Raw genomic sequence first — 26,764 nt, 5'->3', positions numbered from 1 at the left:
CGCATTCTCTGAGGTGTTTCCGGGTGGCAGCTGCCGCTGCCTGCCGGGAGGGTCCCGGCGGGGCGACTACGCGCGCGGGGCCGCGTCGACGAGCGCGCCGATGCGCTCGGCCGCCCGCCTGGCCTGCAGATGGAGTCGTCCCACGTTGGTGTGCGGGCTGGCCACGGCCGTGAGGACGGCGCGGCGGCCCGCCGAGTAGGCCGCGATGTAGCCGTCGGAGCCGCGGGTCAGCGTCTCCTCGAAGGCACCCTGACCGGTCGCCTCGGTGAGGCGCTTGGCCACCCCGATGGCCGCGGCGGTGAGCGCGGCCAGGCCGTCCGGTTCGATGTCCGGCAGGTCGTGGGCGATCACCATGCCGTCCACGCTCGCCACCATTCCGCCCTGGAAATGCCGCACTTGATCGCGCAGCGTGTGCAATTCGTCCCGTATCCGGGGTTCGATCGTCATCAGTCTCCTTTTCGCGGCGCGTTTTCTGAGCGCGCGCCTCATGCCGTGCACGGCCTTCGCGCGCAAGGGTTCACAGGTTTTCCTCCAGTGCCGTACGCAGTCGGACAAGGAGGGCAATATCCGGATCGGCGGTACGGAGGGCGTCCGGGACCGGTAGTTGCCAGGTGGGGGGACGAGGACCTGCGGCGGCCGGCGGGGCCGGACCGTCGAGACTGGCGCCGGGCCGCCGCCGGGGGAGTCCGCCCGGCGCCGGCGGCATCCGGACGAGACCGGCCGCGGCCAGCCGGCGGACGTCGAGCAGCGTCACGAAGGCGGACTGGCCCAGCGTGCGGGCCAGTTCGTAGGGGGTGTGCCGGCCGTCGGCATGGGCCAGCAGCCGCCGCTGCCGGCTCGTGGGCGCGGGCGCGCGGTCGCCCGTGGGGACCGGGACGACGGGGGAGGTGTCGGCCGCCGCCCAGCGGCGCAGCCGGTCCAGCAACGCGCGGCGGCGCGCCGTCGCCTGCTGCAGGGCGGCCGCGCTCACCGGGCGGACGACGCCCAGCCAGTGGCCCGTACCCGGCGTGAAGGAGGTGGCTTCGGGCGGCAGCGGCAGGGCGAAGAACGCGGCGTCGAGCAGCGCGGCGAGATGGCACACCTCCAGCTCGCCCTGCGTCAACCAGCCCTCACTGACCAGGAACTGGCCCCCGCGCCGCTGCGGCCCGGCCCGCTCCGCGGCGTACCGCCAGCCCTGCGGCGGCACCTTGCCGGCCGCGCTGAGCCGTACGTCGATCCCCGGCGCGGCGGCGCCCTCGACGCAGGTGACCGCGCCGTCCAGGAGGTAGAAGCAGCCGTGCGGGCCGCGCAGCACGCCGGTGACGCGCTCGGCGGCGAACCGGTCGAGCAGCCCGGCCGGGGTGGGCGGGTGAGGAGATATGGGCAGGCCCATGGCTGGTTCCCTAACCGTTCGTGCGAGCAGGCGGAGCCGGGTGGTCAGGACGGGACCAGCTCCGCCGCCAGATCGCGCAACCGCAGCCGGGCGACCGCGAGATTCGCCTGCGCGCGGTCCAGCCAGAGGTAGAGGTAGGTCTGGCTGTCGAAGGCGGTGTGCACGAAACGGATCAGGTGGTAGCTGCCGGCCGCCGTGATGATCAGGTCCTCCAGGGCCGGGCCGTCCGTGCCGCCCGCGGTGTCGAACGTGGCGTTGCGCGCGACGGCCTGCACGACGTCGGCGGTGTCCGCGGCGGCCGCGTCGTGGTCGCCGTGCGGGGCCAGCCCGGCCGTGCCCAGCGTGAGGCCGCTGGTCCAGTCGATCAGGGCGGCGCCCAGAACGCCCGGGATCCCCATGGCTTGGGACAACACCTGGTCGATACCCGGCACTTCGGAACTCCTTCGCGGCGGCTTGGACGGGCGCGAAAACGCCGAGGCCCTCCCTTGTGGCAGTGCGTGGGAGAGCCTTCACGGAAGGTTACTGAAGGTGCGCGATTGGCACATGCCTCCTGGGCAGGTCCACGGCAATTGACCTGTTCTCGCCCCTCGTTGGTGTTCCGGCGGCCAACCGAACCGGTCCGGACGGCGTCCCGTCACCCACCACCGCCCGACCGCACGGCCTGCCCACCGGACGCCTCCGCGCTCGTCAACGCGCCTGCGCCCATGACGCGTTGGCAACTCCCCGGGCGCCGCGCCAGGAGGGCGATCCCTTGGGCCGCTGCCCGCCCCGCTTGGCCGAAAAGGGTGGGGTTCCGGCGCCATGTCCGGCCGTTCCCGATCCGGCATCCGTCCACCCGGAAACCTACAGCTTGGTAAAGAATTGCCGGTCAAACCTGTTCAGGAGGGGAGGACAGACGACAGGATCCCCCCATAGGCCCGCGATCAACGCCGCCACAAGTGGCCCACCGAGCAGGGGGAAACGACCACGTGAGAAGAAAAGCAGTGCTCGGCACCGCCGGCACCCTGGTGACCGGAGCGCTCCTCACCGGAGCGATAGCCGCCACGCCCGCCAGTGCGGGCGAACACCACACGAGCGGAAAGGCCGAAGCGCGCGGCGTCCAGACCGCCGCCGCCCGCGCGGCCAAGAAGGGCATCGACTGGCAGGACTGCCCCGCGGACTGGGGCCTGAAGTCCCCCGTCCAGTGCGGTTACGTCACCGTCCCGGTCGACTACGCCCGGCCCAACGGCCGCACCATCAAGATCGCCGTCGACCGGGCCGTCAGCACCGGCACCAAGCAGGAGCGGCAGGGCGCCCTCCTCTACAACCCCGGCGGACCCGGCGGTTCGGGCATGAGGTTCCCGACCCGCATCACCAACAAGAACCCGCTGTGGGCCAAGACCGCCAAGGCGTACGACTTCGTGGGCTTCGACCCGCGGGGCGTGGGCCACTCGGCGCCCATCTCCTGCATGGACCCGCAGGAGTTCGTCAAGGCCCCCAAGGCCGACCCGGTGCCGGACAGCGAGGCCGACAAGCGCGCCCAGCGCAAGCTCGCCAAGGAGTACGCCGAGGGCTGCGCCGAGCGCAGCGGCGCCCTCCTGCCGTACATGACCACCGCCAACACCGCCCGCGACCTCGATGTCGTCCGCGCCGCGCTCGGTGAGAAGAAGCTCAACTACCTGGGCGTCTCCTACGGCACCTACCTCGGCGCCGTCTACGGCACGCTCTTCCCGGGCCACGTCCGCCGGATGCTCGTCGACAGCGTCGTCGACCCGGCCCGCGAAAAGATCTGGTACCAGGCCAACCTCGACCAGGACATCGCCTTCGAGACCCGCTGGGGCGACTGGAAGAAGTGGGTCGCCAAGAACGACGCCACGTACCACATCGGGAACACCCCCGAGAAGGTCCAGGCAGCCTGGGAGACGCTGCGGGCGACCGCCAAGAAGAACCCGATCGGCGGCGTCGTCGGCCCCGCCGAGCTGACCGGCTTCTTCCAGAACGCGCCGTACTACGACTCGATGTGGGCCACCGTCGCCGAGGTCTGGAGCGCCTACCGCTCCGGCGACGCCAAGCCCCTCGTCGAGAACGCCGGGCCGAACCTCAAGGACACCGCCGGCAACATCGCCTCGGAGAACGGCAACGCGGTCTACACGGCCGTCGAGTGCACCGACACCAAGTGGCCCACCAGCTGGCAGAAGTGGGACCGCGACAACACCCGCATCCACCAGCGCGCGCCGTTCATGACCTGGGCCAACGCCTGGATGAACCTGCCCTGCGCCACCTGGCCGGCCAAGCAGCAGCGGCCGGTCGAGGTCGGTACCGGCAAGGGCCTGCCCAGCGTGCTGATCGTGCAGAGCACCCGGGACGCCGCCACCCCGTACGACGGCGCCGTCGAACTGCACAAGCGCTTCAAGGGCTCCCGCCTGATCACCGAGCGGGACGCCGGTTCGCACGGGGTCACCGGCCTGGTCAACCCCTGCATCAACGACCGGGTCGACGCGTACTTCCTGGAGGGGAAGACCGACGCCAAGGACGTGACCTGCGCCCCGCACGCCACGCCGCAGCCGACGAAGCCGTCGGCCAAGGCCGTGGCCAAGGGCACCGCCGACCTCCCGGCCGCGCGGTAACCACCCGGCACTGAACCGCCGAAGGGGCGGCCGGATGCCCGAGGGCGTCCGGCCGCCCCGCTCCTTTCCCCCTCAGCCCGCGGCCGGCCCACCGGACGCCGGGAACGCCTCGTCGAAGGCGGCCCGGGTGGGGGAGGGCTCCCGGCGGTCGAGCACGGCGAACACCACCCGGTCGAACCAGCCGGCGAACCGCCCCGCGCCCAGCAGCGCGGCCGCGAACGCCCCCGCCACCTCGGCGGGTTCATTGCGGAACACCCCGCAGCCCCAGGCGCCGAGCACCAGTTGACGGTGCCCGCTCGCCGCGGCGACCTCCAGCACCCGCTCGGCCCGCGCCGCCAGCGCCGCCGGCACCCGCCCCGCCTCGGCCGGCCGCTGCCGCGCGATCACCCCCGCGTTGGGCGCCGCCGAGGTCAGGAACCCCGCCTCGTACGGCTCGTCGAGCAGCACCCCCCGATCGTCCCGGAACACCGGCACGCCGGGGGAGAGGATCACCCGGTCGCTGTAGAACGGACTGGGGTCGGCGCGGTGCGCCGCGTAGAACTCCGGGGCCTCGCGCACGCAGCTGTAGAGCGCCGAACCCCGGCACAGCGCTTCCTCCTGCGCCTGCGCGCCGTTGAGGTAGCCGCCGCCGGGATTCCGGGCCGAGGCGAAGTTCAGCACCGCGAGCGGGCCACCGCCCGCCGCGGCCAGCCGCCGCCCGGCCGTCAGGCTCCCTTCCCTCGTCACCTCGAACACCGTCGTCCCCGGCGCCGGCCCCTCGACCGCCACCGGCCCCGGCCCGTACATCCGGGTCCCCGCCCGGGCCCGCGCGACGGCCGCCGCGATGTCCACCGTCCGCCCGCCGGGCGCGCGGTACACCCCCGCCGCGACGATCCGCTCCGTCTCCTGCGCCATTCCCCGCAACCGGGCACTCATCGCCGGTACCCCCGTATCCGCTCACTCATGGTGATCACGGTACGGGCGGGCGGCCGCGCCGGCGAACCGATTACGGCCCCCGGCGGGCGCCCGGACCCGCGGCGGTCAGGCCCCCCGCCCGGCCAGCCACGCGTCCTCCGCGGCGTACCCGAACAGCGACGCGTCGGAATAGACGGACGCCATCGTCGGGAACAACTCCCACCAGTCCCGGCCCTTGACGCGGTCGGCGAGCCAGCCGACCGTCGCGGGCAGCGACTCCTCGTACGTCGTCACCGCCCGGTAGCCCAACTCCCGCTCCGCCGCGGACATGTCGAAGACCATCGGATGCGGCAGCGACCACGGCGTCTCACCGACGTCGGACGACGGCGCGGCACCGTCGATCGTCACGATCTCGCTCGCCGGCGCCCCCATCGCCCCGTCCACCGCGACCGCGATCTCGGCCACCGTCGGCGCGTGCGGATCTCCCGCGTTGAGCACCCGCGAGCCCGGCCGGCGGGCGGCCAACCGGATCAGCTCGGCCAGATTCTCCGCATGCACCGGATGGAAACGACTGTGCCCGCCGTACGCCAGCACACGCACCCGCCGGCCGTCCAGCACCCGCTTGACGAAGTACAGCTCACGGGGGGAGCGGGCTGTACGGGCCGTGGATCGCGCCGGCCCGCAACAGCGTCACCGGCAGCCGGTCGCCGGCCGCCAGCAGCGCCTGCTCCAGGGCGATCTTGCGGGTGCAGTAATTCTCCTCACCGGGCGGCACCGTCCCCTGGGACTCCGGGAGGGGCACCGGATAGGCCGGCGAACCGTCCGGCTCGTCCTGCGTCGCGAAGCTCCGCCCGCGGTCGTCCTCGTAGACCGCTCCGCTGGAGATCACCACGGCCGAGCCGATCCGGTCCGCCAGCCCGGTCAACTGGCGGGCGTGCCCGGCCCCGTAGGCCACACAGTCCAGCAGGACGTCACAGCCGTCGCCGACCAGCTCGGCCAGCGCCGCGTCGTCCTCCCGGTCCACGGCCACGCGGCGCACCTCCCCGGGCCAGGAGTCGTCCCACCCGCCCCCTCGGGAGGCGGCCCGCACCTGCCAGCCGTCCCGCGCCAGCGCCCGCACCGCCGCCCGCCCGATCTGCCCGCTCGCCCCGATCACCACTGCGCTGCCCGATGTCGTCATGACGCGACCTTACGAGCCGTCAGGACAGCGGCACCGCACGGTTCACCGACGGCGGAAGCGGCAAGCGGCGCGGGCGGGCCGGCCACTATGCCGGGGGCCCCTGGTCCCCGTTGCCCGGTCCGCGCCGCCCCTTGGCCCGCGCCCGGTCCTGCGCCGCCGCCTTGGCCTCGCCCGCGTACACGTCGACGTACTCCTGTCCGGACAACGTGAGGATCGCGTACATGATCTCGTCGGTGACGGCGCGCAGCGCGAAGCGGTCGTCGGCCATCCCGGCATAGCGCGAGAACTCCAGCGGTGCCCCGAAGCGGATGGTGATCCGCATGACGCGCGGCAGCCGCCGGCCGGTCGGCTGTGCCTCGAACGTGCCGATCATCGCGCAGGGCACGACCGGCACCCCGGCCCGGATGGCCATCGACGCGACCCCGGTACGGCCCTTGTAGAGCCGGCCGTCGTGCGAGCGGGTGCCCTCCGGATAGATCCCCAGGAGCCGGCCCTTGCGCAGCACGGCGAGGCCCGACGAGATCGCCGCCCGGGAGGCACGGCCACCGGACCGGTCCACCGGGATCTGCCCCACCCCCCGGAAGAACGCCGCGGTGAGCCGCCCCTTCAGACCGGGCCCGGTGAAGTACTCGGCCTTGGCCAGGAACGTCACCCGGCGCGGCACGATCGCCGGCATCACGAAGTGGTCCGCGAACGAGAGGTGGTTGCCGGCGATGATCGCCGCGCCCTCCTCCGGCACGTGCTCCAGTCCCTCGATCCGCGGCCGGAACACCAGCCGCAGTAAGGGGCCCAGAAGGACGTACTTCAGCACCTGGTAGAACACGGGCGGCTCCCTCATCCGTCGGATTCGCCCGGCGGCCGCGTCGTTCCAGGTCATGAGGGCCCCGGGCGGGCAGTGAGTTTATGGGCAACCGCGTCCGCCGGTAACCACCTCCGGCCGGATCGGCGCGGCCCGCGCCCCGCGCGCCGCCCGACCCCGCCGTCAGTGCGCCGTGCCCTCCAGCAGCGCGACGAAGCGCCGGCCGAAGAGGTAGGCGTCGCCCGGCCAGCGTGCCGAGAGATAGCGGCCGTCCCGCACCACGAACGCCGCGGTGTCATCGGTCGCGGTGCCCCGCGCGGCCAGTACCCGCGGCCCGCGCTCGAACCGCCCCGGGTCCGCCAGCGCCGCCCGCACCTCGTCCTCCACATACGCCGGGTACGTGCGGTAGTAGCGGCCGAGCCGCCAGGCGGTCGCCAGATAGGCCGAGCGTTCCATGTACTTGGGCAGACAGGTCGTCCGCCGGTCCGCCAGCAGGCTGCGGCCGGTCGCGGGGTCGGTGGTCCGCGCCAGGACCAGCACGCCGTGGCAGATCGCCCCGACGGGCCGGTCGAGCGCCCAGAACCTGGCGACCTGCCGCCGCAGCACCTCCGAGCCCAGGTACTGCCGCATGCCGGGCGCATGGCCGCCGGGCAGCAGCAGCCCGTCGTACGCCGCCGGGTCCAGGTCCGCCCAGCCGGCCGTCGCGGTGAACTCCGGGCTCGCGGTGAGCCGGTGGTAGAAGCGGCGGGGCTCCGGCGCCGCGCCGAGCGCCCCGAAGAGGACTCCGGTCAGCAGCCGCGGATCGCAGGCGGGCCGGGTCCCGGCCCGTTCGGTGGCGAGGACGACCTGATGCCCCGCGTCGGTGAGCAGCCGCCAGGGCACCGCCACCTCGGTGACGTCGAAATCGCGGTCGGGGACCGGCATCAGTACGCGCACCCCGACATCTTCGCAATGCCCCGCGCGCCGCCCGCGACCGCCTCGGCACAAGCGGCTCCGGCGCACTTCGGCGTCGTTTCCGGCGTCGGCTTTGGCATCCGCGGACAACTTTGAACTCGCCCTGAACGAGCCGGCGTTGGCACTCCGTATTCCCCGGCGACCGAGCCTGGACCCCACCGGGGGCCCGGCCCGAGGACAGGAGCCGAACATGTCCCGCAAGAGAAGAGTGACCCGTCGTCAGAAGATCGTCGTCGGCATCAGCGCCGCGGCGCTGGTCGGCGGCATCGCCATCGTCACGACGGGCACCAGCCAGGCATCGGTGGCGTGCGACGGACTGGCCACCGCCCTGAGCAACAACCAGAAGTTCATCGCCGATCAACAGGCTCATCCGGACGCGCAGTCGGCGGCGCGGATCGCCAACCGGCAAGCCGTGATCAAGGAGATCCAGGTCAAGCAGCAAGCCGCCGGCTGCACGGGAGGAGGCGGGGGCGAGGCCGCCGGCGCTCCGTCGGGCAACGAGCCACCCGCCTCCGCCGCCGGCGCCCCGCCCGCGGCCGAACAACCCCCCGGTTCGGCCGAGCCGTCCGCCTCCGCTGACCCGTCCGCCTCGGCCGCACCCCCCGCCGCCGACGGCGATGTCGTCTGCCCCGGCTCGACGGTGACCCTCTCCGGCGAGGGCGGCGCACCGGCGGCCTCCAGCAACCAGTTCCCCACCGGGACCAAACTGAAGGTGACCAACCTGGACAACAACAAGTCGACGACCGTCTCCGTGACCTCGGCCTCGGGCAGCTGCGTACTGCTCAACAACGCGGCCTTCGAGCAGGTCCGTGAGGCGGGCAAGTTCCTGATCCGCCGCGCCCGCATCGAGCGCGTGGGTTAGCCCCGGTCCGGTGGCCGGCGACGGAGCCGCCTCCTCCGCCGCCGGCCACCCTGTTCCCGCCGGACCGACGCTGCGCCCACCGGGCGGGAACCCGCGGCCCGTACGGGCGACCCGACGGCGTGGCCGCTTGTGCACCGGGGCCCGGCGAGGTGGCCTGAAGCCACCCTCGCCCCCAGGAGACCCGATGCCCGTGACCCGTCGACGCCGATCCGCCCGGGCCGCCGTGCCCGGCGCGCTGCTCGCCACCGTGTCCGCGGCGCTGGCGGGCGCGTTCTGCGCCGCCCCGGCAGGCGCCGCCGAACCGCCACCGCCGGCCGCGGCAGGCACCGCCGAGCCCCGGCCGCCGGCCGGCACCGAGCCACAGCCGCCCACCGCCGACCAGGGCCTGCTGCTGACCGTCTCCGGTGACCGGAACACCTGGATCCGCGGCGTACGGCTCAGCTGCCCCGACATCTACGGCAGACATCCGCACGCCCGCGCCGCCTGTGCCGCACTGACGTGGGCGCGCGGCGACCTGGACGCGCTGCCCGGCGAACCGCACGCCTGCAACAAGCAGTACAACCCGGTGACCGTCAGCGTGACCGGCACCTGGCGCGGCGGCCCGGTCGAGTGGCACCGGGAGTTCGCCAACGCCTGCATGCTGGACTCCGCCACCGGGCCGGTCTTCCGCTTCTGAGCCGGCCCGCCTCCGTCGGCCGGGAGCGCGGAGGACCTCGGGACGGACCTCAGACCGGGCGGGCCGCCGCCCAGACACCGACCGACACCAGGGCCAGCACCACCCAGCAGAACCAGAGCCAGCCGTTGGCGCCCATCGCGACGGTATAAGCGGTGGCCACCACCAGCCCGCTCACCGTCAGTACGGCCATCGTCCTCGCAGATCCGGGCATACCCGCAGCCTCCTCACGGCGGCTCGGAGCGCACACGCCACGGGCCGCGGCCATGGGACCCATCGTCCCCGGCCGCGGCCCGTACCGCCAGATGCGCGCGCTCACTGCCCCCGGGCGTTGAGCGAGGCCAGATAGGCGTTGTAGTCGGCCAGGTCCTTGTCGCCGTTGCGGTCGGCGGCACGGTCGGCGCGCTGCGACTGGCGCGCCTCGGACTTGTACCACTGGTAGACCAGGGCGATCAGCACCACGACGGACGGGATCTCGCTGAACGCCCAGGCGATGCCGCCGGCGGCCTGCTGGTCGGCCAGCGCCTCGATCCCCAGTGAGGCCGGCGGGTGCACGAAGGTGTCGACCATCGGCTCCGTGGCCATCATCAGCGCGATGCCGAAGAAGGCGTGGAACGGCATGCCCGCGAACAGCTCCAGCATCCGCATCACATAGCCCGGCCGGTGCGGACCCGGGTCGACACCCATGATCGGCCAGAAGAAGACCAGGCCGACCGCGAGGAAGTGCACCATCATCCCGATGTGCCCGGCGCGGGACTCCATCAGGAAGTCGAACAGCGGCGAGAAGTACAGGGCGTAGAGGCTCGCGATGAAGAGCGGGATGGTGAAGGCGGGGTGCGTGATGATCCGCATGTAGCGGCTGTGCAACAGCGCCACCAGGAGTTCGCGCGGGCCCTTGCGGCCGCGCCCGGCCGCCGGCAGCGCGCGCAGCGCCAGCGTCACCGGCGCACCGAGCAGCAGCAGGATCGGCGAGAGCATGCTGATCACCATGTGCTGGACCATGTGCACGCTGAACATCGCCATGCCGTAGTCGTTGAGCCGGGTGCACATCACCAGTGCCACCGTCACCACGCCCAGCGTCCAGGCCACGACCCGGCCCACCGGCCACGCGTCGCCGCGCCGCCGCAGCCGGATCACCGCCCAGCCGTACAGCCCGAGACCCAGCAGGCAGCCCACGAGGAAGATCGGATCACCCCCGAACTCCAGGCCCCGCCCCAGCGTGAACGGCGGCAGATCCATGTTCATGCCGTCCATGCCGTGCCCGCCGTGATCCATCCGCTCGCTCCTGATTCGTACCAATGCTCCGGCCACAAGACTAGAACCGCCCCCGACCTGAACATCGGCCGGGGGCGGTTCGTTGCGCGGGGAACTACCGTGCGCGGCGGGCCCGCATCAGAGCACGCACTCCGCCTCGTCGTAGCGCTCTGAGGGCACCGTCTTGAGCGTCTCGACGGCCTCGGCCAGCGGCACCAGCGTGATGTCGGTGCCGCGCAGCGCGGTCATCATCCCGAACTCGCCGCGGTGCGCGGCCTCCACGGCGTGCCAGCCGAAGCGGGTGGCGAGCACCCGGTCGTACGCGGTGGGGGTGCCGCCGCGCTGCACGTGGCCGAGGATGACCGGCCGGGCCTCCTTGCCGAGCCGGTTCTCCAGCTCGACGGAGAGCTGCCGGGCCACGCCGGCGAACCGCTCGTGTCCGTAGATGTCCTTGCCGCCGATGTCGAAGGACATGGTGCCCTCGCGCGGCTTGGCGCCCTCGGCGACCACCACGATGGCGAACTTCTTGCCGGCCTCGAAGCGTGCCGAGACCCGCGCGGTGAGCTCGTCGATGTCGAAGGGCCGCTCCGGCACGACGATCGCGTGCGCACCGGCCGCCATGCCCGAGTGCAGCGCGATCCAGCCGGTGTGCCGGCCCATCACCTCGACGATCATCACCCGCTGGTGGGACTCGGCGGTGGTCTTGAGCCGGTCCAGCGCCTCGGTGGCGACGCCCACCGCGGTGTCGAAGCCGAAGGTCACGTCCGTGACCGCGATGTCGTTGTCGATGGTCTTCGGTACCCCGACGATCGGCAGCCCGGCGTCGGACAGCAGCCGCGCCGCCTTGAGCGTGCCCTCGCCGCCGATCGGGATGATCGCGTCCAGGCCCAGCTCCGCGACGTGCCCGCGGGCCCGCTCGACGCCGTCCCGCAGATGGGCGGGCTGCACCCGCGAGGAGCCCAGGATGGTGCCGCCGCGCGCCAGGATGCCGCCGACGGCATCGAGGTCGAGCTTGCGGTAGTCGCACTCCAGCAGGCCCTTCCAGCCATCGCGGAAGCCGATCACCTCATCGCCGTGGTCGGCGGTGGCGCGGTGGACGACGGAGCGGATGACGGCGTTCAGACCGGGGCAGTCGCCGCCGGAGGTGAGTACACCAATACGCATTGCTCGAAAAACCCTCTGCAACTCAACCGGGCGCCCGGACCCCGTCGTCCGGTTGGATGCCGCTCACCCTACAAGCGCGGGGCGCCCCGGCACACGTACGCCCGCAGTGCGGGACTGCGGGCGTACGAAAAGGGGCGAAAAGCGATTAAGCGGGCTGGGTCGCCGCGGCGATCCGCTCCTGGCGCAGCGCCTCGTACCACTGGTCGTCCGCCGGCGGCAGCGCGTTCACGTCCAGGGCCAGCTTGATCAGCAGGTCCGCGATGTGCGGATTGCGGGCCATCACCGGACCGTGCATGTACGTACCGAAGACGGTGTCGTTGTACGCGCCCTCGTAGCCGTCGCCGACGCCGTTGCCCTTGCCGAACCGCACCTTGGCGAACGGCCGGGCGGTCTTGCCCAGGTGTGTCACGCCCTGGTGGTTCTCGAAGCCGGTCAGCGGCGGCAGTCCCAGCTGCGGGTCGATGTCGGCCAGCACATCGCCGACGCAGCGCTCACCCTCACCGCGGGTGCTCACCACGTCCAGCAGCCCCAGGCCCTGCTGCCGCTCACCCAGGTCGTTGATGAACTCGTGGCCCAGGATCTGGTAGCCGGCGCACACCGAGAAGACGATCGCGCCGTTGGAGACCGCTCGGCTCAGGCCGCCGTCCCGGATCAGCCGCTCGGAGGCCAGCCGCTGCGGCCGGTCCTCGCCGCCACCGATCAGATAGATGTCACCGGAGGTGGGGATCTGCTGGTCGGACCGTACGTCCAGGCGCTGGACGTCCAGACCGCGCTGGCGCGCCCGCCGCTCCACCACCAGGGCGTTGCCCTGGTCGCCGTACGTGCTCAGCAGGTCCGGGTAGATCCACACCAGGCGCAGGCTGTTGTCACTCATGCTTGCTCGTCCTTGTCGTGAAGGTGGGTGGATCATGGTCAGTTGCCCACCCGCCGGCGCAGGTCCTGGAAGGCGGTGTAGTTGGCGATGACCTCGATACGGCCGGGCGGCGCCTGCTGCACCGCCTCGTCGAGGCTCTCGCACACCTGGAAGTCGAGGCCCGCGACCTCCAGCCGCACCGCCAGGTCCAGCTTGCGGTCGCCGAGCACGAAGATCGGGTGACCGGCCAGCCGGGTGTAGTCGACGTCCCACAGCCAGGAGGTGTCCGTGCCGTCCGCGCCGCGCGCGTTCACCGACATGATCACCGGGGTCGGTGGCGGGTCGATCAGCGAGAACGTCTCCAGCCAGCCGGCCGGGTTCTTCGCCAGCAGCAGCCGCAGCTCCCGCTCCATGAACGTGACCACGTCATAGCGGCCGGCCACGGCCTGCACGGAGAACATCCGCTCCAGCGCCACCTGGGGCGGCACCCCGAAGGCGGCCGCGACCGCGGCCGAGGTGGTCGCGTTGGCCTTGTTGGCGCGGCCCGGCAGCTGAAGCTTGATCGGCCAGGCGCTGCCGTGCGGGTCGAGGACGTGATCGCCGGACAGCGCCCAGCTGGGCGTGGGACGGCGGAAGCCGCACTCGGCGCAGAACCAGTCGTCGCCCGGGCGCTGCATCACACCGCCGCAGGACGGGCAGGACCAGGCGTCGTCCTTCCACTCCTGGCCCGCGGCCACCCACACCACGTTCGCGGACGACGAGGCCGCCCAGACGATCAGCGGGTCGTCCGCGTTGGCGATGATCAGGGCCTTGGAGCCGGCCAGGCCCTCGCGCCACTTCTCCGCCAGCATGCGGGTCTCGGCGGCCCGGTCGAGCTGGTCGCGCGAGAGGTTCAGCAGCGCTATGGCCTTCGGCGTCACATCGCGTGCCACGCCGGCGAGGTACTTCTCGTCCACCTCGATGACGCCGTACTTGGCGTCGGAGCCGCCGGCCAGCGCGGAGGTGATGCCGGCCGGCATGTTCGCGCCGAGCGCGTTGGAGACCACCGGGCCGCTGGCCCGCAGCGCCTCGGCGATCAGTCGTGTCGTGGTCGTCTTGCCGTTGGTCGCCGACACCAGGACGACGTCCAGGTGTCCCGCCAGCCGGGCCAGCAGGTCGGGGTCGAGCTTGAGTGCCACCCGGCCACCGATCACCGATCCGCTGCCGCGGCCCGCCGCGCGCGATACCGCCGCCGCGGCCTTGCCCGCCGTCACGGCCAGCTTGGCCCGCGGCGACAGCGGCTCCGTGTTGCCTGCCATCGTCCTTGATCCTCCTTGCATCCGGCGCTCGCCTGGGGTCAGGCTGCCGGTGGAACGCCCCCTCCGCAGCCGATGACCGGCCGGAGGCTTCGGTCGGGGATCAGCCTATCGAGATCCGGCGCCGGGCCCGAACCCCGCCACCCGTACGACGTCATCCGGTGTGTGGAGGACCGTACGCTGGGTCCCATGCCACCCCGCACCATCCCCGGCAGTTCCGGCCGCCCCCACCCCCTGCGCCTCCTCGGCGATCCGGCCCTGACCGCGCCCTGTCAGGAGGTCACCGCGTTCGACGGTGAGCTGGCCCGCCTGATCGAGGACATGTACGCGACAATGTACGCGGCGCACGGTGTGGGCCTCGCCGCCAACCAGATCGGCGTCCCGCTGCGGGTGTTCGTCTACGACTGCCCCGACGACGAGGACCGCCGCCATCTGGGGCACCTGGTCAACCCCCGGCTCGTCGAGACCGACGGGCCGGTCATCCGCGGGCCCGAGGGCTGTCTCTCACTCCCCGGCATCGAGGCCGGCACCCCGCGCCACGACCACGCCGTCGTGACCGGCTACAGCGCCACGGGTGAGCCCAGGACGGTGACCGGCACCGGGTTCTTCGCCCGCTGCCTCCAGCACGAGTGTGATCATCTCGACGGCGGCCTGTACGTCGACCACCTCACCGGGCTGCGCCGCCGCCGGGCGCTGCGCGCGGCGGCGCGGGCCCCTTGGGCCGCCGGGGCGGAGACTTCCGGCCGCTGAGCGGCCGGCTCCCCGTCGGGCCCGGTCAGAAACCGGGGCCGTCCGTGCGGTCCTCGACCGCGGCCAGCTGCCCCCACAGCAGATCCGTCAGCTGGCCCACCAACTGCTCGCGCGAGCAGGGGCGTTCACGCAGCCACCAGTCGCCCGCGCCGTGCATCATGCCGACGATGCCGTGCCCCCACACCCGGGCGGTCAGCTCGGCGCCCGGCCCCAGGTCGAGCCGGTCGGTGATCACCTTGGCCAGCTCCTCGCCGAGCCGGCGCAGCAGCGGGGCCGAGTGCCGGCCCACGTCGAAGCCGGACTCGGAGGCGTTGTCGCCCTCGGCGGGGTGCATCAGGAAGCGGTACACCTGCGGGCGGGCCTCGATCGCCAGCAGATAGGCGTCCAGGGTGGCCTCGACCCGGTCGCGGCGCAGGACGGGGGCGTCCAGCGCGGTGCGCAGATTGGCCAGCAGGGCGTCGGTGTGCCGTACGGCCAGCGCGCGGTAGAGCCCGCCCTTGTCGCCGAAGTGCCGGTAGAGGATCGGCTTGGTGATGCCGGCCTCGGCGGCGATGGCGTTCATCGAGGCGTCCGGGCCGTCGCGCAGCACAATGCGCTCGGCGGCCTCCAGCAGCTCCCGCCGTCTGCGCTCGGTCGCCGATTGCCCGCGGCCGCTGCGCTCTGTGCTCTCCATGGTCGTGCTCCCCACCCTTGTGATCCGTGGCGCTCGCGCAACGTAACACCCGAACTCCCCGTCGAATTCGCCCTCGGGGGAGTTGACATCGCCTACTGGCGAGTAACACACTGCGCGTTACCGCTAGTAACACCGTACTGCCTGCATCACTGGAGGGGACATGGCCGAGTTCACCATGGAGCTCAACGACGAGCAGAAGGAAGTCCGTGACTGGATTCACGGCTTCGCCGCGGACGTCGTACGGCCCGCCGCCGCCGAGTGGGACGAGCGCGAGGAGACCCCCTGGCCGGTGATCCAGGAAGCCGCCAAGATCGGTCTGTACTCACTGGACTTCTACGCCCAGCAGTTCTTCGACCCGACCGGCCTCGGCGTCCCGATGACCATGGAGGAGCTCTTCTGGGGCGACGCCGGCATCGCCCTGTCCATCGTCGGCACCGGACTGGCCGCCGTCGGCGTCCTCGCCAACGGCACCGAGGAGCAGATCGGCACCTGGGTCCCGCAGATGTACGGCGATCCGAACGACGTCAAGGTGGCCGCCTTCTGCTCCTCCGAGCCGGACGCGGGCTCCGACGTCGCCTCGATGCGCACTCGTGCGGTCTACGACGAGGCCAAGGACGAGTGGGTGCTCAACGGCACCAAGACCTGGGCCACCAACGGCGGCATCGCCAACGTCCACGTGGTCGTCGCGGTCGTCGACCCCGACCTGGGCTCCAAGGGGCACGCCTCCTTCATCGTCCCCCCGAACACCCCCGGCCTGAGCCAGGGCCAGAAGTTCAAGAAGCACGGCATCCGCGCCTCGCACACCGCCGAGGTCGTCCTGGAGGACGTCCGGGTCCCCGGCCACTGCCTGCTCGGCGGAAAGGAGAAGCTCGACGAGCGCCTCGCCCGGGCCCGCGAGAAGGCCAAGGCGGGAGGCGTGGGGGTCCCCCCGGCCGGAGGCTGGGGGAGGGTCAAGAACGCCGCGATGGCCACCTTCGAGGCGTCCCGCCCGGCCGTCGGCGCCATGGCGGTGGGCACCGCCCGCGCCGCTTACGAAGAGGCCCTGGAGTACGCCCGGACCCGCGAACAGTTCGGCCGTCCGATCATCGACAACCAGGGCGTCGCCTTCCAACTCGCGGACATGCGCACCCAGATCGACGCGGCCCGGCTCCTGGTCTGGCGCGCCTCCTGGATGGCCACCACCGGCAAGCCCTTCACCTCCGCCGAGGGCTCCATGTCCAAGCTCTTCGCCAGCGAGGTGGCCAAGAAGGTCACCGCGCAGGCCGTACAGATCCTCGGCGGCAACGGCTTCACCCGCGAATACCCCGTCGAGCGGATGCACCGCGACGCCGCCATCTACACCATCTTCGAGGGCACCAGCGAAATCCAGCGCCTGGTCATCGCCCGCACCCTGTCGGGGATGCCGATCCGGTAGGTACCGCCCCGCCGGATACGTGTAGACCAATCTCGACATGAAGGCCCCGCTCTCAGTGAGGAGCGGGGCCTTCGACGGTTTGCGCAAGCCGGAATCCGGTTTTGGGAGATTTCCGCGTGCAGCAGAGCGTGCCCAGGGGCGGGCATCGGTACGGGGGGATGCAGACGCCGCGCCGAGGCGAACTACTTCGCAACGCCGCGTGCACCAACACACCCCCGAATCAGCAGCGGCCGAAAGCCGCCGCGTAACCCGATCGCCACAGGGGAGTATCACCGCGGCTCCAACACCCAGGGGGAATGCACGTGGCCTTCAAGACCGACCGCCTCGTTGCCGCCATCAGTGAGATCCCACGCCACATCCTCAACGAACTCCCGAGCAAGCTGGAGAACGCTGTCTCAGGCATCCGCGTCGTTGTCGAGAGCACCCTCACAGCCGCGCAAAACGCTCGCGACTCCGCGGCCGCCACCCACGCCCGCGTCGACGCCGTCCACACCGAACTCCAAGCCCTGCACCGCGACCTGCACGAACGACCCACCACTGACCGCGACCACACCCGTCTTCTCGCCGAGTTCGCCAGCCTTCGAGCCGCCGTCGAAGGCTGGCGCGCGGAGGCCGCGGCACTTCGTGCCGACACCCAGCCCGCACACGAACCGTCCCCGCCCGCCGAGCAGCCACCGATCCAGCCCGCCGAACCCGACGACACCGACTTCGAGCAACTTCTCACTCAGGCCGCGGGCACCGCCTACGCGGAGATCACCTGCCACCGGGACCACTGGGACTTCCTCGTCGCCCAATCCAGCAGCGGCCAACACTTCCGACTCCCCGGCGCCGTCGACGAACAAGGCGACGGCCTCATCACCGCCGACGTATCCGGCCGCACCCTCATCGCCGTCCTCGACGCCCTCTGGAAAACCCGGCAGAACACCGTCGTCGACCCCGGCACCCGGCACCTCGCCGCCAGCATCTACCAGCGCATCGGCCAGGCTCTCAACGCCGTTGCCAGCCACACCCCAACCGCCAACGGCAGCACCCGGCCTGACGTCACCCACATCGTCATCGACGACCGGCCACCAGCCCGGAACACCTGACAGCTCTGTCCGGCACTTCCCGTGCTGCGTGCGTAAGGTGTACCGGGTCTGCCGTGTGGGCTGCACGGTAAACGGGTGGCTCTGGAGGGGGCATGGACGAGGCGGCGAGGGCCGAGTGGTGGGCGGGGCTGCCTGGCGGGATCCGTGACGAGATCGACGGGTACGTTCTCCAGGACTCCCTCCTCAGGGCGGTGCGCGTCGTCGTCGAAGTCGGCCTCGTCGCCCACGACATAGGAGTCGGCACCGCTCAGCTCATCGTCAACGACCGTTACCTCCACTACGGGGACCGAGTCGCCCGCACCCCGGAGAGCCCTCTCGACCTGGAGTCCTTGACCTACCGCGCCTCCGGCTGCGTCGGTCGCATCGTGGCGATCGAGGCGATGTGGGACGGCGACACCGTCCACGATTGGTTCGTGAGGCTGCTGGCCGTCACCGTCGACCCCGCGGGCGAGCAGGGGTTGGCCACCGTTTACCGGTCCACGGCGAGGCGGTATCTCGGCGGGAACGAGGATCACGGACCACGCGACGTGGTAGCGGTGGCCGCCGAGCGGGTCGGCAGCGCCCTGGCCGCCCGGCTGTCGGTTCCCTTCCACTTCGCCAGCCCGGACACCCCTGACGACGAGGCTCCCCGCTGGCGGCCTTGACCGGCTGGATGACTGGGCGCCGGCGGCACGCTTCGGTCAGATGAAGTCGCGGAGGTCCTGGTTGAGTTGTGTGGCGTGGGTGAGGAAGATGCCGTGTCCCGCGCCGGGGTACTCCTTGTAGGTGTTGTCGGGTACGAGGTGTGTGAGTTGTCGGCCGCACAGGTCGATGGGTGCGGAGGCGTCGGCGTCGCCGTGGAGGATCAGTGTGGGTACCTGGAGTGCGCCTGCTTCCTTGCGCAGGTCGGTGGAGAAGCCGGTCTCGACGACTTCGGCGGCTGCCTTGGCCGAGCAGTCGAGGCACTTTTGCACTGTCCAGGCGATGAGTTCGCTGGAGACCTGGTTGCCCAGGTGTGTGGCGAAGAATGCCTGGGCGTTGTGGGCCATCCACCGTGGACGGTCCTTGGTCCGTTCCGCTGCCAGGGCGTCGAAGAGGCTCCGGTCGATGCCGTGGGGGTTGTCCGGGGCCTGGAGCATCAGTGGTGCGGTGACGGCGATCAGTACCACCTTGCTCACCCGGTCGTAGCCGTGCCGGGAGAGGTAGCGGATCACTTCGCCGCCGCCCATCGAGTGTGCCACCAGTGTCACGTCGTGCAGGTCGAGGCGGTTGAGCAGGGCGGCGAGGTCGTCGGCGAGGGTGTCGTAGTCGAAGCCGTGGCCGACCCAGTCGGAGCGGCCGTGGCCCCGCTTGTCGTAGGCGATGCAGCGCAGGCCCTGTTCGGACAGTGGCAGCATCTGCAGTTCCCATGCGCTGCTGCTGAGCCAGGCTCCGGCGACGAAGACGACCGGCTTGCCCTGTCCCCAGTCGGTGTAGAACAGGCTTGTTCCGTCGGAGCCTTCGAAGTACGGCATGTGCGGGTCCTTCCTGGACGGTGCGGTGTCGCTGTGCCGACAACTCTCGTCCAGGGGGCAGTACACCGTCGATTACCCCACAGGTAACGCTCAGCGCAGGCGATAACTGATGTTGTGTCAGGTCGGGAGTGGTTGAGACGACAACGTCGGCCTGCGGGGCCGCAATCGGGTCCGGCAGGCCGACGTCGCGCAGCGTGAAAGTCAGCCGCCGATCGGACCCAGGGGGATGTCCGAGACGGTGAGGCTGAGGGACTTCACGGAGCCACCGGTCAGGACCGGCACGCCATTGGGGCCCGGAGCGAACTTGGCAGTCAGGCCCTCGATGGAGCCGCTGACGGAGAGGCCGCCCGCGACGTTGTCGAGGTCGTCGTCGGCTATCTCGCGGGTCTCAATGCGGGAGGTGTTGCTCATGGTGATGAGCGTCCTTCTTCTCTAGTGGTGGGTCGCAATGCGTGGCGCACTGCCGCGGGAGCACCTTGAGTGACTTCCGCCTGCGTCAGGCTGCCCGGTCGCGTGGGGCGTGGTGGATCAAACGCCGCACCCTTCACGCGCTGTGCACACCACGTTTTGAAGCGGAGGCACTGCGTCACCATCAGGCCCGTTCCGGCGACGGCATGCCGGGTGGGCTGGTGCTTGCCGGTGAACTGCGAGGACGTGCTCGGCGTGCACGGATCAGTCACCAGAAGGTCACAACTTCTTCACTTCATCTATTTCGATGTTCAACAACCCGATACTCTCCCCTCCCAGACAACCTTGGGGGGACCATGACGTACCAGCAGAATCCAGCCCAGCCCGGACAGCAGCCGCCGCCCGGCGCGTACCCGCCGCCCGGCATGTACCCGCCGCCGCCGAAGAAGATGGGTACGGGGGCGAAGGTCGGCATCGGGTGCGGTGGCGCCGCCGGTGTGGTCGTCCTCATCGCCGTCATCGGTGCGGCGCTCGGCGGGGGCGGTGCCGCCTCGGAAGCCGGTAAGCCGGACAAGGTCGCCGCGGCGCCCCGGCAGGAGCGGCAGGCGAAGGAGGACGCCAAGCCGGCCAAGGAGAAGCTGAAGGCGCCCGCGTCGCAGGCCGACCGGTTCAAGGCGTTCGTCAAGAAGAGCGGGACGGCGGCCGAGAAGGCGGCCATCGCGCACGTCACGAAGGTCCAGGGTGCCGATGAGCAGAACGACATCCTCGACTCGGTCGACGTCTACACCGACTTCACCGGTGGACTGATGGGGCCGCACCAGAGTGAGGGCAAGCTCATCGCCAGCGCCTTCGCCGACTGGAAGGACTCCAAGAACGGCCTCGTCACCATCTATGACGCCAAGGGGGAGATCCTCTCCAACGGCAACTTCTAGGCCGGGCGGCCCCGGCTCGGTCGTCCAGGTGCCCCGTCGCAGTGCAACTGCGGTGGGGCACCGGCGCGTTGGCGGCCGGTGTCGTGGGGCGGCGGTTCAGTGCGCCGTGGGGCCGGCCTCCAGGTTGGCGCACATGCGGGCCAGCACGGTGACGGCGCCGAGGTACTCGTCGTCCGTGAGGCCGGTCATCAGGCGTCCGCGGGTGGTGCGGACGAGTGCTTCCACCTCGGTGTGGGCCCGGCGGCCCTCGGCGGTGACGGTGAAGCGCCCCGAGGGCGCGTCGCGGGCGATCCAGCCGCGGGCTTCGAGGCCGGCGGTGACTGCTTCGAGCGTGACGGCGCCCTCGCCCCAGAAGGGGCGCAGCTTGTCGGTGAGGGTGGCGGCGTCGTGCGGCCCGTAGGTGGCGAGGTTGTGCAGGACCTGCCAGTGGCGGCGGGTGAGGTCGCGGTCGGCCAATGCCTCGTGGAACTCGCGGTTGATCAAGGCGTCGAGGTGCTTGAGGTAGAAGCCGATGGGCTTGAGCTGCGGGGAGTGGTCGGTCATGGCTGTGGGGCTCCTGGTGGGTGGGTGAGGAGTGGAGGGGTGGCGCGGCCCGGCCCGGCGGGCGAGGTGGTAGATGTAAAAATGCAAGTAGTTGTTGTTGGGCAAGGATTATGCCGGGGAGGTCGGGCGTGGGGAAGGGTGACGCGGGTTCGGAGGTGGCGGCCATCGAGCGGGCCATGGTCGCGATGCGTCGCAGCATCGGCAGGCGCACTCTGGCTCGTCTCGCCGGGGTGGAGGGGGCGCCGGCCGGCGGTGCGGAGTTCGATGTGCTGGATGTCGTGGAGGCGGCCGAGGAGGCGGGGGAGCCGGTCGGGGTGCGGGGGGTCGCCGACGCGTTGCGGGTCGACCAGCCGCGGGCGAGCCGCCTGGTGGCGTCCGCGGTGGCGGCCGGCTGGGTGGTGCGCCGGGCGCACCGGACCGACGGGCGTCGTGCGCCGCTGGCCGTCACGCCCGAGGGGCGGGCGGTCCTGGAGCAGGCGCACGGGTTCCGCCGGGCCGCGGTGGAGCGGGTGACGACGGACTGGTCGGAGGATGAACTCGCCGTCTTCGCGCGGCTGTTCACCCGTTTCGTCGACGGTTTCGGGGAGCTGCGGGGCCCCTGAGTCGCCGCGGGCGGCCGCTGAGCCGCGCATCGGGCAGGAGGCCCGGTGCGCGGCTCTTTCCGTGTGCCCGTACGCGTGTGCGTGGAGGGGTGGGGCGAGCCCGGCGGCGGGGCCGTACGGCGCCCTCGTCGCCGCGCCGGCGGGCTCCGGCCATGGGTGTTCCGTTCCCGTCCGTCCGCCATCCCCTTGACGGCCGGATCGGCGCGCTCTAACTTTCCTTCCATAAAGCAAAACATTAGTTCCATGATGCGGAATTTAGAGCCTCCGGCCCTCCGCTGGAGCTTGCCCGTGACAGGTCGACGCAGGAGTACTCGATGCCTCGAATGACAGCCGCCCGTGCCGCGGTGGAGATCCTCAAGCGTGAGGGCGTGACCAACGCCTTCGGAGTGCCCGGCGCCGCCATCAACCCCTTCTACGCCGCGCTCAAGGGCGCCGGCGGGATCGACCACACGCTCGCCCGGCACGTCGAGGGCGCGTCGCACATGGCCGAGGGCTACACCCGGACCCACCCGGGCAACATCGGTGTCTGCATCGGCACCTCCGGCCCGGCCGGCACGGACATGATCACCGGCCTCTACTCCGCGATCGGTGACTCGATCCCGATCCTGTGCATCACCGGCCAGGCGCCCACCGCGGTGATCCAGAAGGAGGACTTCCAGGCCGTCGACATCGCCTCGATCGCCAAGCCGGTCACCAAGGCCGCGACGACCGTGATGGAGGCCGCGCAGGTCCCCGGCGTCTTCCAGCAGGCGTTCCACCTGATGCGTTCCGGGCGCCCGGGTCCGGTCCTGATCGACCTGCCGATCGACGTCCAGCTGACCGAGATCGACTTCGACCCCGAGACGTACGAGCCGCTGCCGGCCTTCAAGCCGACCGCGACCCGCGCCCAGATCGAGAAGGCGATCGCGCTGCTCAACGCGTCCGAGCGACCGCTGATCGTCGCCGGTGGCGGCATCATCAACGCCGACGCCTCCGACCTGCTGGTGGAGTTCGCCGAGCTCACCGGCACTCCCGTCATCCCGACGCTGATGGGCTGGGGCGCCATCGCCGACGACCACGAGCTGAACGCAGGCATGGTCGGTCTGCAGACCTCGCACCGCTACGGCAACGCGAACTTCCTGGAGTCCGACTTCGTCCTGGGCATCGGCAACCGCTGGGCCAACCGCCACACCGGCAAGCTGGACGTCTACACCCAGGGCCGCAAGTTCGTCCACGTCGACATCGAGCCGACCCAGCTCGGCAAGATCTTCGCCCCGGACTTCGGTATCGCGTCCGACGCCAAGGCCGCGCTGGAGCTGTTCGTCGAGGTCGCGCGCGAGCTCAAGGCCGCGGGCAAGCTGCCCGACCGCTCCGGCTGGGCCGCCTCCACCCAGGAGCGCAAGGCGCAGCTGCAGCGCCGTACGCACTTCGACAACATCCCGATGAAGCCGCAGCGCGTCTACGAGGAGATGAACAAGGCGTTCGGGCCGGAGACCCGCTACGTCACCACCATCGGCCTCTCCCAGATCGCCGGCGCGCAGATGCTGCACGTCTACAAGCCGCGCCACTGGATCAACTGCGGCCAGGCCGGCCCGCTCGGCTGGACCATCCCCGCCGCGCTGGGTGTCGCCACCGCCGACCCGGAGACGCCGGTCGTCGCCCTCTCCGGCGACTACGACTTCCAGTTCATGATCGAGGAACTGGCCGTCGGTGCCCAGCACAAGATCCCCTACGTCCACGTCCTGGTGAACAACGCGTACCTGGGCCTCATCCGGCAGGCGCAGCGCAACCTCGACATCAACTTCCAGGTCAACCTGGAGTTCGAGAACATCAACTCGCCGGAGCTCGGTGTCTACGGCGTGGACCACGTCAAGGTCGCCGAGGGGCTGGGCTGCAAGGCCATCCGGGTCACCGACCCGAACGAGCTGGGCGCCGCCTTCGAGGAGGCCAAGAAGCTGGCCGCCGAACACCAGGTCCCGGTCGTCGTCGAGGCGATCCTGGAGCGGATCACCAACATCTCGATGAGCGGCAGCGACATCGCCAGCGTGAACGAGTGGGAGGAGATCGCGACCGAGCCGGGCCACACGCCCACCGCGATCAAGCCGCTCAAGTCCTGACGCCGGATCCGATCCGGATGGTGAGCCGGGCGCCTTGACCCGCGCGCCCGGCCTCGCCACCATCTCGTAGAACAGAAATTGAAATCCACTATCCGGAAGGAGCGCCGCTCTTATGGGTTTCCCGGACACGCGCTTCAACGTCAATCTGTCGATCCTGTTCACCGAGCTTGCGTTGCTGGAGCGGCCGGCGGCCGCGCGGGCGGCGGGGTTCACGGCGGTGGAGTTGTGGTGGCCGTGGGTGGATGCCCCGGTGCCGGAGCGGTCGGAGCTGGCGGCGCTGCGGGCGGCGTTGGAGGATGCCGGGACGCGGTTGGTGGGGTTGAACTTCTACGCGGGGCGGTTGCCGGGTCCGGATCGGGGGGCGTTGTCGATTCCGGGGGAGGAGTCGGAGCGGTTTCGTGCGAATGTGCCGGTGGCGGTGGAGTTCGCCCGTTCGCTGGGGTGCACGAGCTTCAACGCCCTGTACGGCAACCGCGTCGAGGGTGTCTCGGGCGAGGAGCAGGACCGGCTGGCGTTGGAGAACCTGGCCTTCGCCGCGCGTGCGGTGGCCGAGGTCGAGGGCACGTTGCTGATCGAGGCGCTCAACGCCCCGGAGTCGCCGGCCTGCCCGATCGTCTCGGCGCCCAGGGCGATCGAGGTCGTCGACGCGGTGAATGCGGCGACCGGGCTGGACAACGCCCGCTTCCTGATGGATCTGTACCACCTGTCGATGAACGGCGAGGACCTGGAGGAGGTCATCGACCGCTACACCGGCAAGACCGCCCATGTGCAGATCGCGGACAACCCCGGCCGCGGCGCCCCCGGCACCGGGCAGCTGGACTTCGACGCCCTGCTCACGCGGCTGGCCAAGGCCGGCTACGACGGCTTCATCGGCCTGGAGTACAAGCCGGGCGACGCGCCCAGCGCCGACGCCTTCACCTGGCTGCCCGCCGACCGGCGCGCCGCCAAGTAACCGGCGAACCAGCGCTTCTGCGCGCTTGCGCGTCGTGTGTTTTGACCAGCGCGTGTCGCGCGTTTTTGACCAGCACGTTTTTCGAAAGGCATCTGATGAGCACCCTTCCCAAGATTGCGTGGATCGGTCTGGGCATCATGGGCTCGCCCATGGCCGAGAACCTGATCAAGGCCGGCTACGCCGTGACCGGCTACACCCTGGAGGCCGACAAGCTGGAGCGGCTGGCGCAGGCCGGCGGCACCGCGGCCGGCTCGATCGCCGAGGCGGTCAGGGACGCCGACATCGTGATCACCATGGTCCCGGCCTCCCCGCAGGTCGAGGCCATCGCCTACGGCCCCGACGGCATCTTGGACAACGCCAAATCCGGCGCGCTGCTGATCGACATGTCCTCGATCACCCCGCAGACCTCCATCGACCTGGCCAAGGCCGCCGGTGACAAGGGCATCCGCGTGCTGGACGCCCCCGTCTCCGGTGGTGAGGCCGGCGCCGTCGAGGCCGTGCTGTCGATCATGGTCGGCGGTCAGCAGGCCGACTTCGACGCCGCCCGCCCCGTGCTGGAGGCCCTGGGCAAGACCATCGTGCTGTGCGGCCCGCACGGCTCCGGCCAGACCGTCAAGGCCGCCAACCAGCTCATCGTCGCCGTCAACATCCAGGCCTGCGCCGAAGCGGTGGTCTTCCTGGAGAAGTCCGGCGTCGACCTGGCCGCCGCCCTCGACGTCCTGGGCGGCGGCCTGGCCGGCTCCACCGTCCTTGCCCGCAAGACCGACAACTTCAAAAACCGCGACTTCAAGCCCGGCTTCCGCATCGACCTGCACCACAAGGACATGGGCATCGTCACCGACGCCGCCCGCACCGTCGGCGCCGCCCTGCCCGTCGGCTCCCTCGTCGCCTCCCTCGTCGCCGCCCTGCGCGCCCAGGGCGACGGCGGCCTGGACCACTCCGCCCTCCTGCGCGGCGTCGAACGCCTCTCCGGACACACCACCGAAAGCTGAGAACCGGCTGGGACACGTCTCACCACCGAAGGCTGAGGACGCCGGCGGCTGCGCCCCGCGAGCGTCCTCGTACGGCCGGCGTCGCGACTGCCGCACTGCGGTCGCGACGCCGGTTTCGTGCGCGTCAACGGCCCCCGGTGGCGGTGGTGGTGGCGGACGTGATGGTCATCACGTTCTCTTCACGGAACGGCCATGCGCTGTTTACCGTTCAAGGGAGTGCGGGGCATCGCTGACGCGCCCCGCCCCAAGCCGCCCCGGCCGGTTCCCCCCGTCTGGCCGGGGCTTCCTCTTGGCCCACCGGGCCCCGTTTTTCACGCCAAGCCCCCTACACATCCAGCGGATTGGCGCCGATGCGGGTGGCGATGCCGCTGCGCACCGCGCCCGCGGCGGAGCTGTCCGGCTTGCGTGCTGCCTGGTCCCGGAAGCAGGCGAGGAACTCCTCGCCGAGGCCGAGCCGCGGATACCGCTCCAGCACCTCGGCGCGCAGGTCCGCCGGCAGTGTGTCGGGACGCCGCCCGGAGATGTCCAACGACGTGGAGAACACCAGCAGATGGGCCTCCGGGTCCGCTTCCACCGGTACGTCGTCCCACATGTGCCGGACGATCACCTCGGACGCCCGCACCCGCCGCTCCACCGGCCACCCGGCGCCCGCGCCGAACACCCACGCCACATGGCCACCCGCCTCCTCGAAGGGCACGGTGTGGCTGTCGAACTCCTTGACCAGCCCGATGTCGTGGAGCATCGCTGACACGTACAGCAGCTCCGGGTCGAAGGCGATGTCGTGCAGCGACGCGTAGGCCGTCGCCCAGACGTAGGCGCGTACGGAGTGGTTCAGCAGTGCGGGGGAGCAGTAGGCGCTCGCCACCTCCAACGCGGCGCGACAGACCGGGGTTTCCGGCATCACAAGATCATCCA

28 protein-coding genes and 1 pseudogene are annotated in these 26,764 nt (G+C 71.2%); 12 read left to right on the top strand and 17 right to left on the bottom strand.

Features of this window, described 5'->3' with window-relative positions:
* Window positions 1–66: 66 nt before the first annotated feature.
* The 3 genes from SL103_RS20690 to SL103_RS20680 all read right to left on the bottom strand — a co-directional run bounded on the left by SL103_RS20690 (window position 67) and on the right by SL103_RS20680 (window position 1,803).
* Window positions 67–447, bottom strand: a complete 381-nt coding sequence (locus SL103_RS20690) for a roadblock/LC7 domain-containing protein (RefSeq protein ID WP_069570462.1) — start codon at window positions 445–447, stop codon at window positions 67–69.
* Window positions 448–517: 70 nt separating this feature from the next.
* A complete protein-coding gene (locus SL103_RS20685; protein WP_069570461.1) occupies window positions 518–1,372 on the bottom strand; it encodes a hypothetical protein in 855 nt (284 codons plus the stop codon).
* A gap of 44 nt (window positions 1,373–1,416) precedes the next feature.
* Window positions 1,417–1,803, bottom strand: a complete 387-nt coding sequence (locus SL103_RS20680; protein WP_069570460.1) for a hypothetical protein — start codon at window positions 1,801–1,803, stop codon at window positions 1,417–1,419.
* A gap of 537 nt (window positions 1,804–2,340) precedes the next feature.
* Between SL103_RS20680 and SL103_RS20675 the strand changes: the two genes are divergently transcribed.
* A complete protein-coding gene (locus tag SL103_RS20675) occupies window positions 2,341–3,978 on the top strand; it encodes an alpha/beta hydrolase (protein ID WP_079145882.1) in 1,638 nt (545 codons plus the stop codon).
* Window positions 3,979–4,050: 72 nt separating this feature from the next.
* Here the strand turns inward: SL103_RS20675 and SL103_RS20670 are convergent, their stop codons facing one another.
* The 4 genes and pseudogenes from SL103_RS20670 to SL103_RS20655 form a co-directional block, all read right to left on the bottom strand.
* Window positions 4,051–4,893, bottom strand: coding sequence for a TIGR02452 family protein (locus tag SL103_RS20670; RefSeq protein WP_069570458.1), 843 nt, complete (start codon window positions 4,891–4,893; stop codon window positions 4,051–4,053).
* 105 nt (window positions 4,894–4,998) lie between these two features.
* Window positions 4,999–6,052: pseudogene (locus tag SL103_RS20665) on the bottom strand (NAD-dependent epimerase/dehydratase family protein).
* An 85-nt stretch (window positions 6,053–6,137) separates the two neighbouring features.
* Window positions 6,138–6,875, bottom strand: coding sequence for a lysophospholipid acyltransferase family protein (locus tag SL103_RS20660; protein ID WP_069570457.1), 738 nt, complete (start codon window positions 6,873–6,875; stop codon window positions 6,138–6,140).
* Window positions 6,876–7,034: 159 nt separating this feature from the next.
* Complete coding sequence (locus SL103_RS20655) at window positions 7,035–7,787, bottom strand: type 1 glutamine amidotransferase domain-containing protein (RefSeq protein WP_069570456.1); 753 nt, start codon at window positions 7,785–7,787, stop codon at window positions 7,035–7,037.
* Between the two features lie 208 nt (window positions 7,788–7,995).
* On the opposite strand from SL103_RS20655, the gene SL103_RS20650 reads away from it, so the two are divergent.
* Window positions 7,996–8,667 carry a hypothetical protein gene (locus SL103_RS20650; protein WP_069570455.1) on the top strand — a complete coding sequence of 224 codons (672 nt, stop codon included), beginning with the start codon at window positions 7,996–7,998 and terminating at the stop codon, window positions 8,665–8,667.
* A gap of 184 nt (window positions 8,668–8,851) precedes the next feature.
* Window positions 8,852–9,343 carry an SSI family serine proteinase inhibitor gene (locus SL103_RS20645; protein WP_069570454.1) on the top strand — a complete coding sequence of 164 codons (492 nt, stop codon included), beginning with the start codon at window positions 8,852–8,854 and terminating at the stop codon, window positions 9,341–9,343.
* A gap of 49 nt (window positions 9,344–9,392) precedes the next feature.
* Here SL103_RS20645 and SL103_RS37980 read toward each other — a convergent pair whose 3' ends face one another.
* The 5 genes from SL103_RS37980 to SL103_RS20625 all read right to left on the bottom strand — a co-directional run bounded on the left by SL103_RS37980 (window position 9,393) and on the right by SL103_RS20625 (window position 13,909).
* Window positions 9,393–9,554: a hypothetical protein gene (locus tag SL103_RS37980; RefSeq protein WP_164492872.1), complete on the bottom strand. Its 162-nt coding sequence runs from the start codon at window positions 9,552–9,554 to the stop codon at window positions 9,393–9,395.
* Window positions 9,555–9,655: 101 nt separating this feature from the next.
* Window positions 9,656–10,615 (bottom strand): cytochrome c oxidase assembly protein, encoded by a 960-nt coding sequence (locus SL103_RS20640; protein WP_069570453.1) that lies wholly within the window; start codon window positions 10,613–10,615, stop codon window positions 9,656–9,658.
* Window positions 10,616–10,732: 117 nt separating this feature from the next.
* The gene (locus SL103_RS20635) at window positions 10,733–11,758 is read right to left on the bottom strand and encodes a 6-phosphofructokinase (RefSeq protein ID WP_069570452.1); all 1,026 of its coding nucleotides are present in this window, start codon (window positions 11,756–11,758) and stop codon (window positions 10,733–10,735) included.
* A 145-nt stretch (window positions 11,759–11,903) separates the two neighbouring features.
* Window positions 11,904–12,632 (bottom strand): type 1 glutamine amidotransferase, encoded by a 729-nt coding sequence (locus SL103_RS20630; protein WP_069570451.1) that lies wholly within the window; start codon window positions 12,630–12,632, stop codon window positions 11,904–11,906.
* A 38-nt stretch (window positions 12,633–12,670) separates the two neighbouring features.
* Window positions 12,671–13,909 (bottom strand): Mur ligase family protein, encoded by a 1,239-nt coding sequence (locus tag SL103_RS20625; RefSeq protein WP_069570450.1) that lies wholly within the window; start codon window positions 13,907–13,909, stop codon window positions 12,671–12,673.
* A 186-nt stretch (window positions 13,910–14,095) separates the two neighbouring features.
* Here SL103_RS20625 and def point away from each other — a divergent pair, with 186 nt between their 5' ends.
* Window positions 14,096–14,656, top strand: a complete 561-nt coding sequence (gene def, locus SL103_RS20620) for a peptide deformylase (protein WP_069570449.1) — start codon at window positions 14,096–14,098, stop codon at window positions 14,654–14,656.
* 25 nt (window positions 14,657–14,681) lie between these two features.
* Here the strand turns inward: def and SL103_RS20615 are convergent, their stop codons facing one another.
* Window positions 14,682–15,329 (bottom strand): TetR family transcriptional regulator, encoded by a 648-nt coding sequence (locus SL103_RS20615; protein WP_069570448.1) that lies wholly within the window; start codon window positions 15,327–15,329, stop codon window positions 14,682–14,684.
* Between the two features lie 160 nt (window positions 15,330–15,489).
* Here SL103_RS20615 and SL103_RS20610 point away from each other — a divergent pair, with 160 nt between their 5' ends.
* The 3 genes from SL103_RS20610 (at window position 15,490) to SL103_RS20600 (ending at window position 18,475) form a co-directional block, all read left to right on the top strand.
* Entirely contained in the window at window positions 15,490–16,743 is a 1,254-nt protein-coding gene (locus SL103_RS20610; protein ID WP_069570447.1) for an acyl-CoA dehydrogenase family protein, read from the top strand.
* A gap of 302 nt (window positions 16,744–17,045) precedes the next feature.
* The gene (locus tag SL103_RS20605; RefSeq protein WP_244303991.1) at window positions 17,046–17,831 is read left to right on the top strand and encodes a hypothetical protein; all 786 of its coding nucleotides are present in this window, start codon (window positions 17,046–17,048) and stop codon (window positions 17,829–17,831) included.
* Window positions 17,832–17,923: 92 nt separating this feature from the next.
* Complete coding sequence (locus SL103_RS20600) at window positions 17,924–18,475, top strand: hypothetical protein (protein ID WP_069570446.1); 552 nt, start codon at window positions 17,924–17,926, stop codon at window positions 18,473–18,475.
* A 36-nt stretch (window positions 18,476–18,511) separates the two neighbouring features.
* On the opposite strand, the gene SL103_RS20595 is transcribed toward SL103_RS20600, so the two are convergent.
* On the bottom strand, window positions 18,512–19,324 hold the full coding sequence (locus SL103_RS20595) for an alpha/beta fold hydrolase (RefSeq protein WP_069570445.1): 813 nt from the start codon (window positions 19,322–19,324) through the stop codon (window positions 18,512–18,514).
* A 201-nt stretch (window positions 19,325–19,525) separates the two neighbouring features.
* A complete protein-coding gene (locus SL103_RS20590) occupies window positions 19,526–19,735 on the bottom strand; it encodes a hypothetical protein (RefSeq protein ID WP_069570444.1) in 210 nt (69 codons plus the stop codon).
* 353 nt (window positions 19,736–20,088) lie between these two features.
* Between SL103_RS20590 and SL103_RS20585 the strand changes: the two genes are divergently transcribed.
* Entirely contained in the window at window positions 20,089–20,664 is a 576-nt protein-coding gene (locus SL103_RS20585; protein ID WP_244303990.1) for a hypothetical protein, read from the top strand.
* 96 nt (window positions 20,665–20,760) lie between these two features.
* Here SL103_RS20585 and SL103_RS20580 read toward each other — a convergent pair whose 3' ends face one another.
* Entirely contained in the window at window positions 20,761–21,207 is a 447-nt protein-coding gene (locus SL103_RS20580; RefSeq protein ID WP_069570443.1) for a MarR family winged helix-turn-helix transcriptional regulator, read from the bottom strand.
* Between the two features lie 128 nt (window positions 21,208–21,335).
* Here SL103_RS20580 and SL103_RS20575 point away from each other — a divergent pair, with 128 nt between their 5' ends.
* The 4 genes from SL103_RS20575 (at window position 21,336) to SL103_RS20560 (ending at window position 25,849) form a co-directional block, all read left to right on the top strand.
* Window positions 21,336–21,809 (top strand): MarR family winged helix-turn-helix transcriptional regulator, encoded by a 474-nt coding sequence (locus SL103_RS20575; RefSeq protein WP_244303989.1) that lies wholly within the window; start codon window positions 21,336–21,338, stop codon window positions 21,807–21,809.
* Window positions 21,810–22,123: 314 nt separating this feature from the next.
* Window positions 22,124–23,905 carry a glyoxylate carboligase gene (gene gcl, locus SL103_RS20570; protein WP_099055441.1) on the top strand — a complete coding sequence of 594 codons (1,782 nt, stop codon included), beginning with the start codon at window positions 22,124–22,126 and terminating at the stop codon, window positions 23,903–23,905.
* Between the two features lie 112 nt (window positions 23,906–24,017).
* On the top strand, window positions 24,018–24,857 hold the full coding sequence (locus SL103_RS20565) for a TIM barrel protein (protein WP_069570440.1): 840 nt from the start codon (window positions 24,018–24,020) through the stop codon (window positions 24,855–24,857).
* A gap of 95 nt (window positions 24,858–24,952) precedes the next feature.
* A complete protein-coding gene (locus tag SL103_RS20560) occupies window positions 24,953–25,849 on the top strand; it encodes a 2-hydroxy-3-oxopropionate reductase (protein WP_069570439.1) in 897 nt (298 codons plus the stop codon).
* A 325-nt stretch (window positions 25,850–26,174) separates the two neighbouring features.
* Here SL103_RS20560 and SL103_RS20555 read toward each other — a convergent pair whose 3' ends face one another.
* The gene (locus SL103_RS20555) at window positions 26,175–26,750 is read right to left on the bottom strand and encodes an HD domain-containing protein (protein ID WP_244303988.1); all 576 of its coding nucleotides are present in this window, start codon (window positions 26,748–26,750) and stop codon (window positions 26,175–26,177) included.
* Window positions 26,751–26,764 lie beyond the last annotated feature (14 nt).

Origin of the sequence: Streptomyces lydicus, from assembly GCF_001729485.1 — a bacterium.
Classification (GTDB): Bacteria; Actinomycetota; Actinomycetes; order Streptomycetales; family Streptomycetaceae; genus Streptomyces; species Streptomyces lydicus_D.
The sequence above is the reverse complement of the archived record's forward strand: the minus strand, read 5'-3'. Positions and strand labels throughout refer to the sequence as shown.

Excerpts from the sequence above, each read along its gene's own strand:
- SL103_RS20690 (WP_069570462.1), bottom strand. The coding sequence starts at position 447 with ATGACGATCGAACCCCGGATACGGGACGAATTGCACACGCTGCGCGAT.
- SL103_RS20685 (WP_069570461.1), bottom strand. The coding sequence starts at position 1,372 with ATGGGCCTGCCCATATCTCCTCACCCGCCCACCCCGGCCGGGCTGCTC.
- SL103_RS20670 (WP_069570458.1), bottom strand. The coding sequence starts at position 4,893 with ATGAGTGCCCGGTTGCGGGGAATGGCGCAGGAGACGGAGCGGATCGTC.
- SL103_RS20650 (WP_069570455.1), top strand. The coding sequence starts at position 7,996 with ATGTCCCGCAAGAGAAGAGTGACCCGTCGTCAGAAGATCGTCGTCGGC.
- SL103_RS20645 (WP_069570454.1), top strand. The coding sequence starts at position 8,852 with ATGCCCGTGACCCGTCGACGCCGATCCGCCCGGGCCGCCGTGCCCGGC.
- SL103_RS37980 (WP_164492872.1), bottom strand. The coding sequence starts at position 9,554 with ATGCCCGGATCTGCGAGGACGATGGCCGTACTGACGGTGAGCGGGCTG.
- SL103_RS20640 (WP_069570453.1), bottom strand. The coding sequence starts at position 10,615 with ATGGATCACGGCGGGCACGGCATGGACGGCATGAACATGGATCTGCCG.
- SL103_RS20635 (WP_069570452.1), bottom strand. The coding sequence starts at position 11,758 with ATGCGTATTGGTGTACTCACCTCCGGCGGCGACTGCCCCGGTCTGAAC.
- SL103_RS20630 (WP_069570451.1), bottom strand. The coding sequence starts at position 12,632 with ATGAGTGACAACAGCCTGCGCCTGGTGTGGATCTACCCGGACCTGCTG.
- SL103_RS20625 (WP_069570450.1), bottom strand. The coding sequence starts at position 13,909 with ATGGCAGGCAACACGGAGCCGCTGTCGCCGCGGGCCAAGCTGGCCGTG.
- def (WP_069570449.1), top strand. The coding sequence starts at position 14,096 with ATGCCACCCCGCACCATCCCCGGCAGTTCCGGCCGCCCCCACCCCCTG.
- SL103_RS20615 (WP_069570448.1), bottom strand. The coding sequence starts at position 15,329 with ATGGAGAGCACAGAGCGCAGCGGCCGCGGGCAATCGGCGACCGAGCGC.
- SL103_RS20610 (WP_069570447.1), top strand. The coding sequence starts at position 15,490 with ATGGCCGAGTTCACCATGGAGCTCAACGACGAGCAGAAGGAAGTCCGT.
- SL103_RS20600 (WP_069570446.1), top strand. The coding sequence starts at position 17,924 with ATGGACGAGGCGGCGAGGGCCGAGTGGTGGGCGGGGCTGCCTGGCGGG.
- SL103_RS20595 (WP_069570445.1), bottom strand. The coding sequence starts at position 19,324 with ATGCCGTACTTCGAAGGCTCCGACGGAACAAGCCTGTTCTACACCGAC.
- SL103_RS20590 (WP_069570444.1), bottom strand. The coding sequence starts at position 19,735 with ATGAGCAACACCTCCCGCATTGAGACCCGCGAGATAGCCGACGACGAC.
- SL103_RS20585 (WP_244303990.1), top strand. The coding sequence starts at position 20,089 with ATGACGTACCAGCAGAATCCAGCCCAGCCCGGACAGCAGCCGCCGCCC.
- SL103_RS20580 (WP_069570443.1), bottom strand. The coding sequence starts at position 21,207 with ATGACCGACCACTCCCCGCAGCTCAAGCCCATCGGCTTCTACCTCAAG.
- gcl (WP_099055441.1), top strand. The coding sequence starts at position 22,124 with ATGCCTCGAATGACAGCCGCCCGTGCCGCGGTGGAGATCCTCAAGCGT.
- SL103_RS20565 (WP_069570440.1), top strand. The coding sequence starts at position 24,018 with ATGGGTTTCCCGGACACGCGCTTCAACGTCAATCTGTCGATCCTGTTC.
- SL103_RS20560 (WP_069570439.1), top strand. The coding sequence starts at position 24,953 with ATGAGCACCCTTCCCAAGATTGCGTGGATCGGTCTGGGCATCATGGGC.
- SL103_RS20555 (WP_244303988.1), bottom strand. The coding sequence starts at position 26,750 with ATGCCGGAAACCCCGGTCTGTCGCGCCGCGTTGGAGGTGGCGAGCGCC.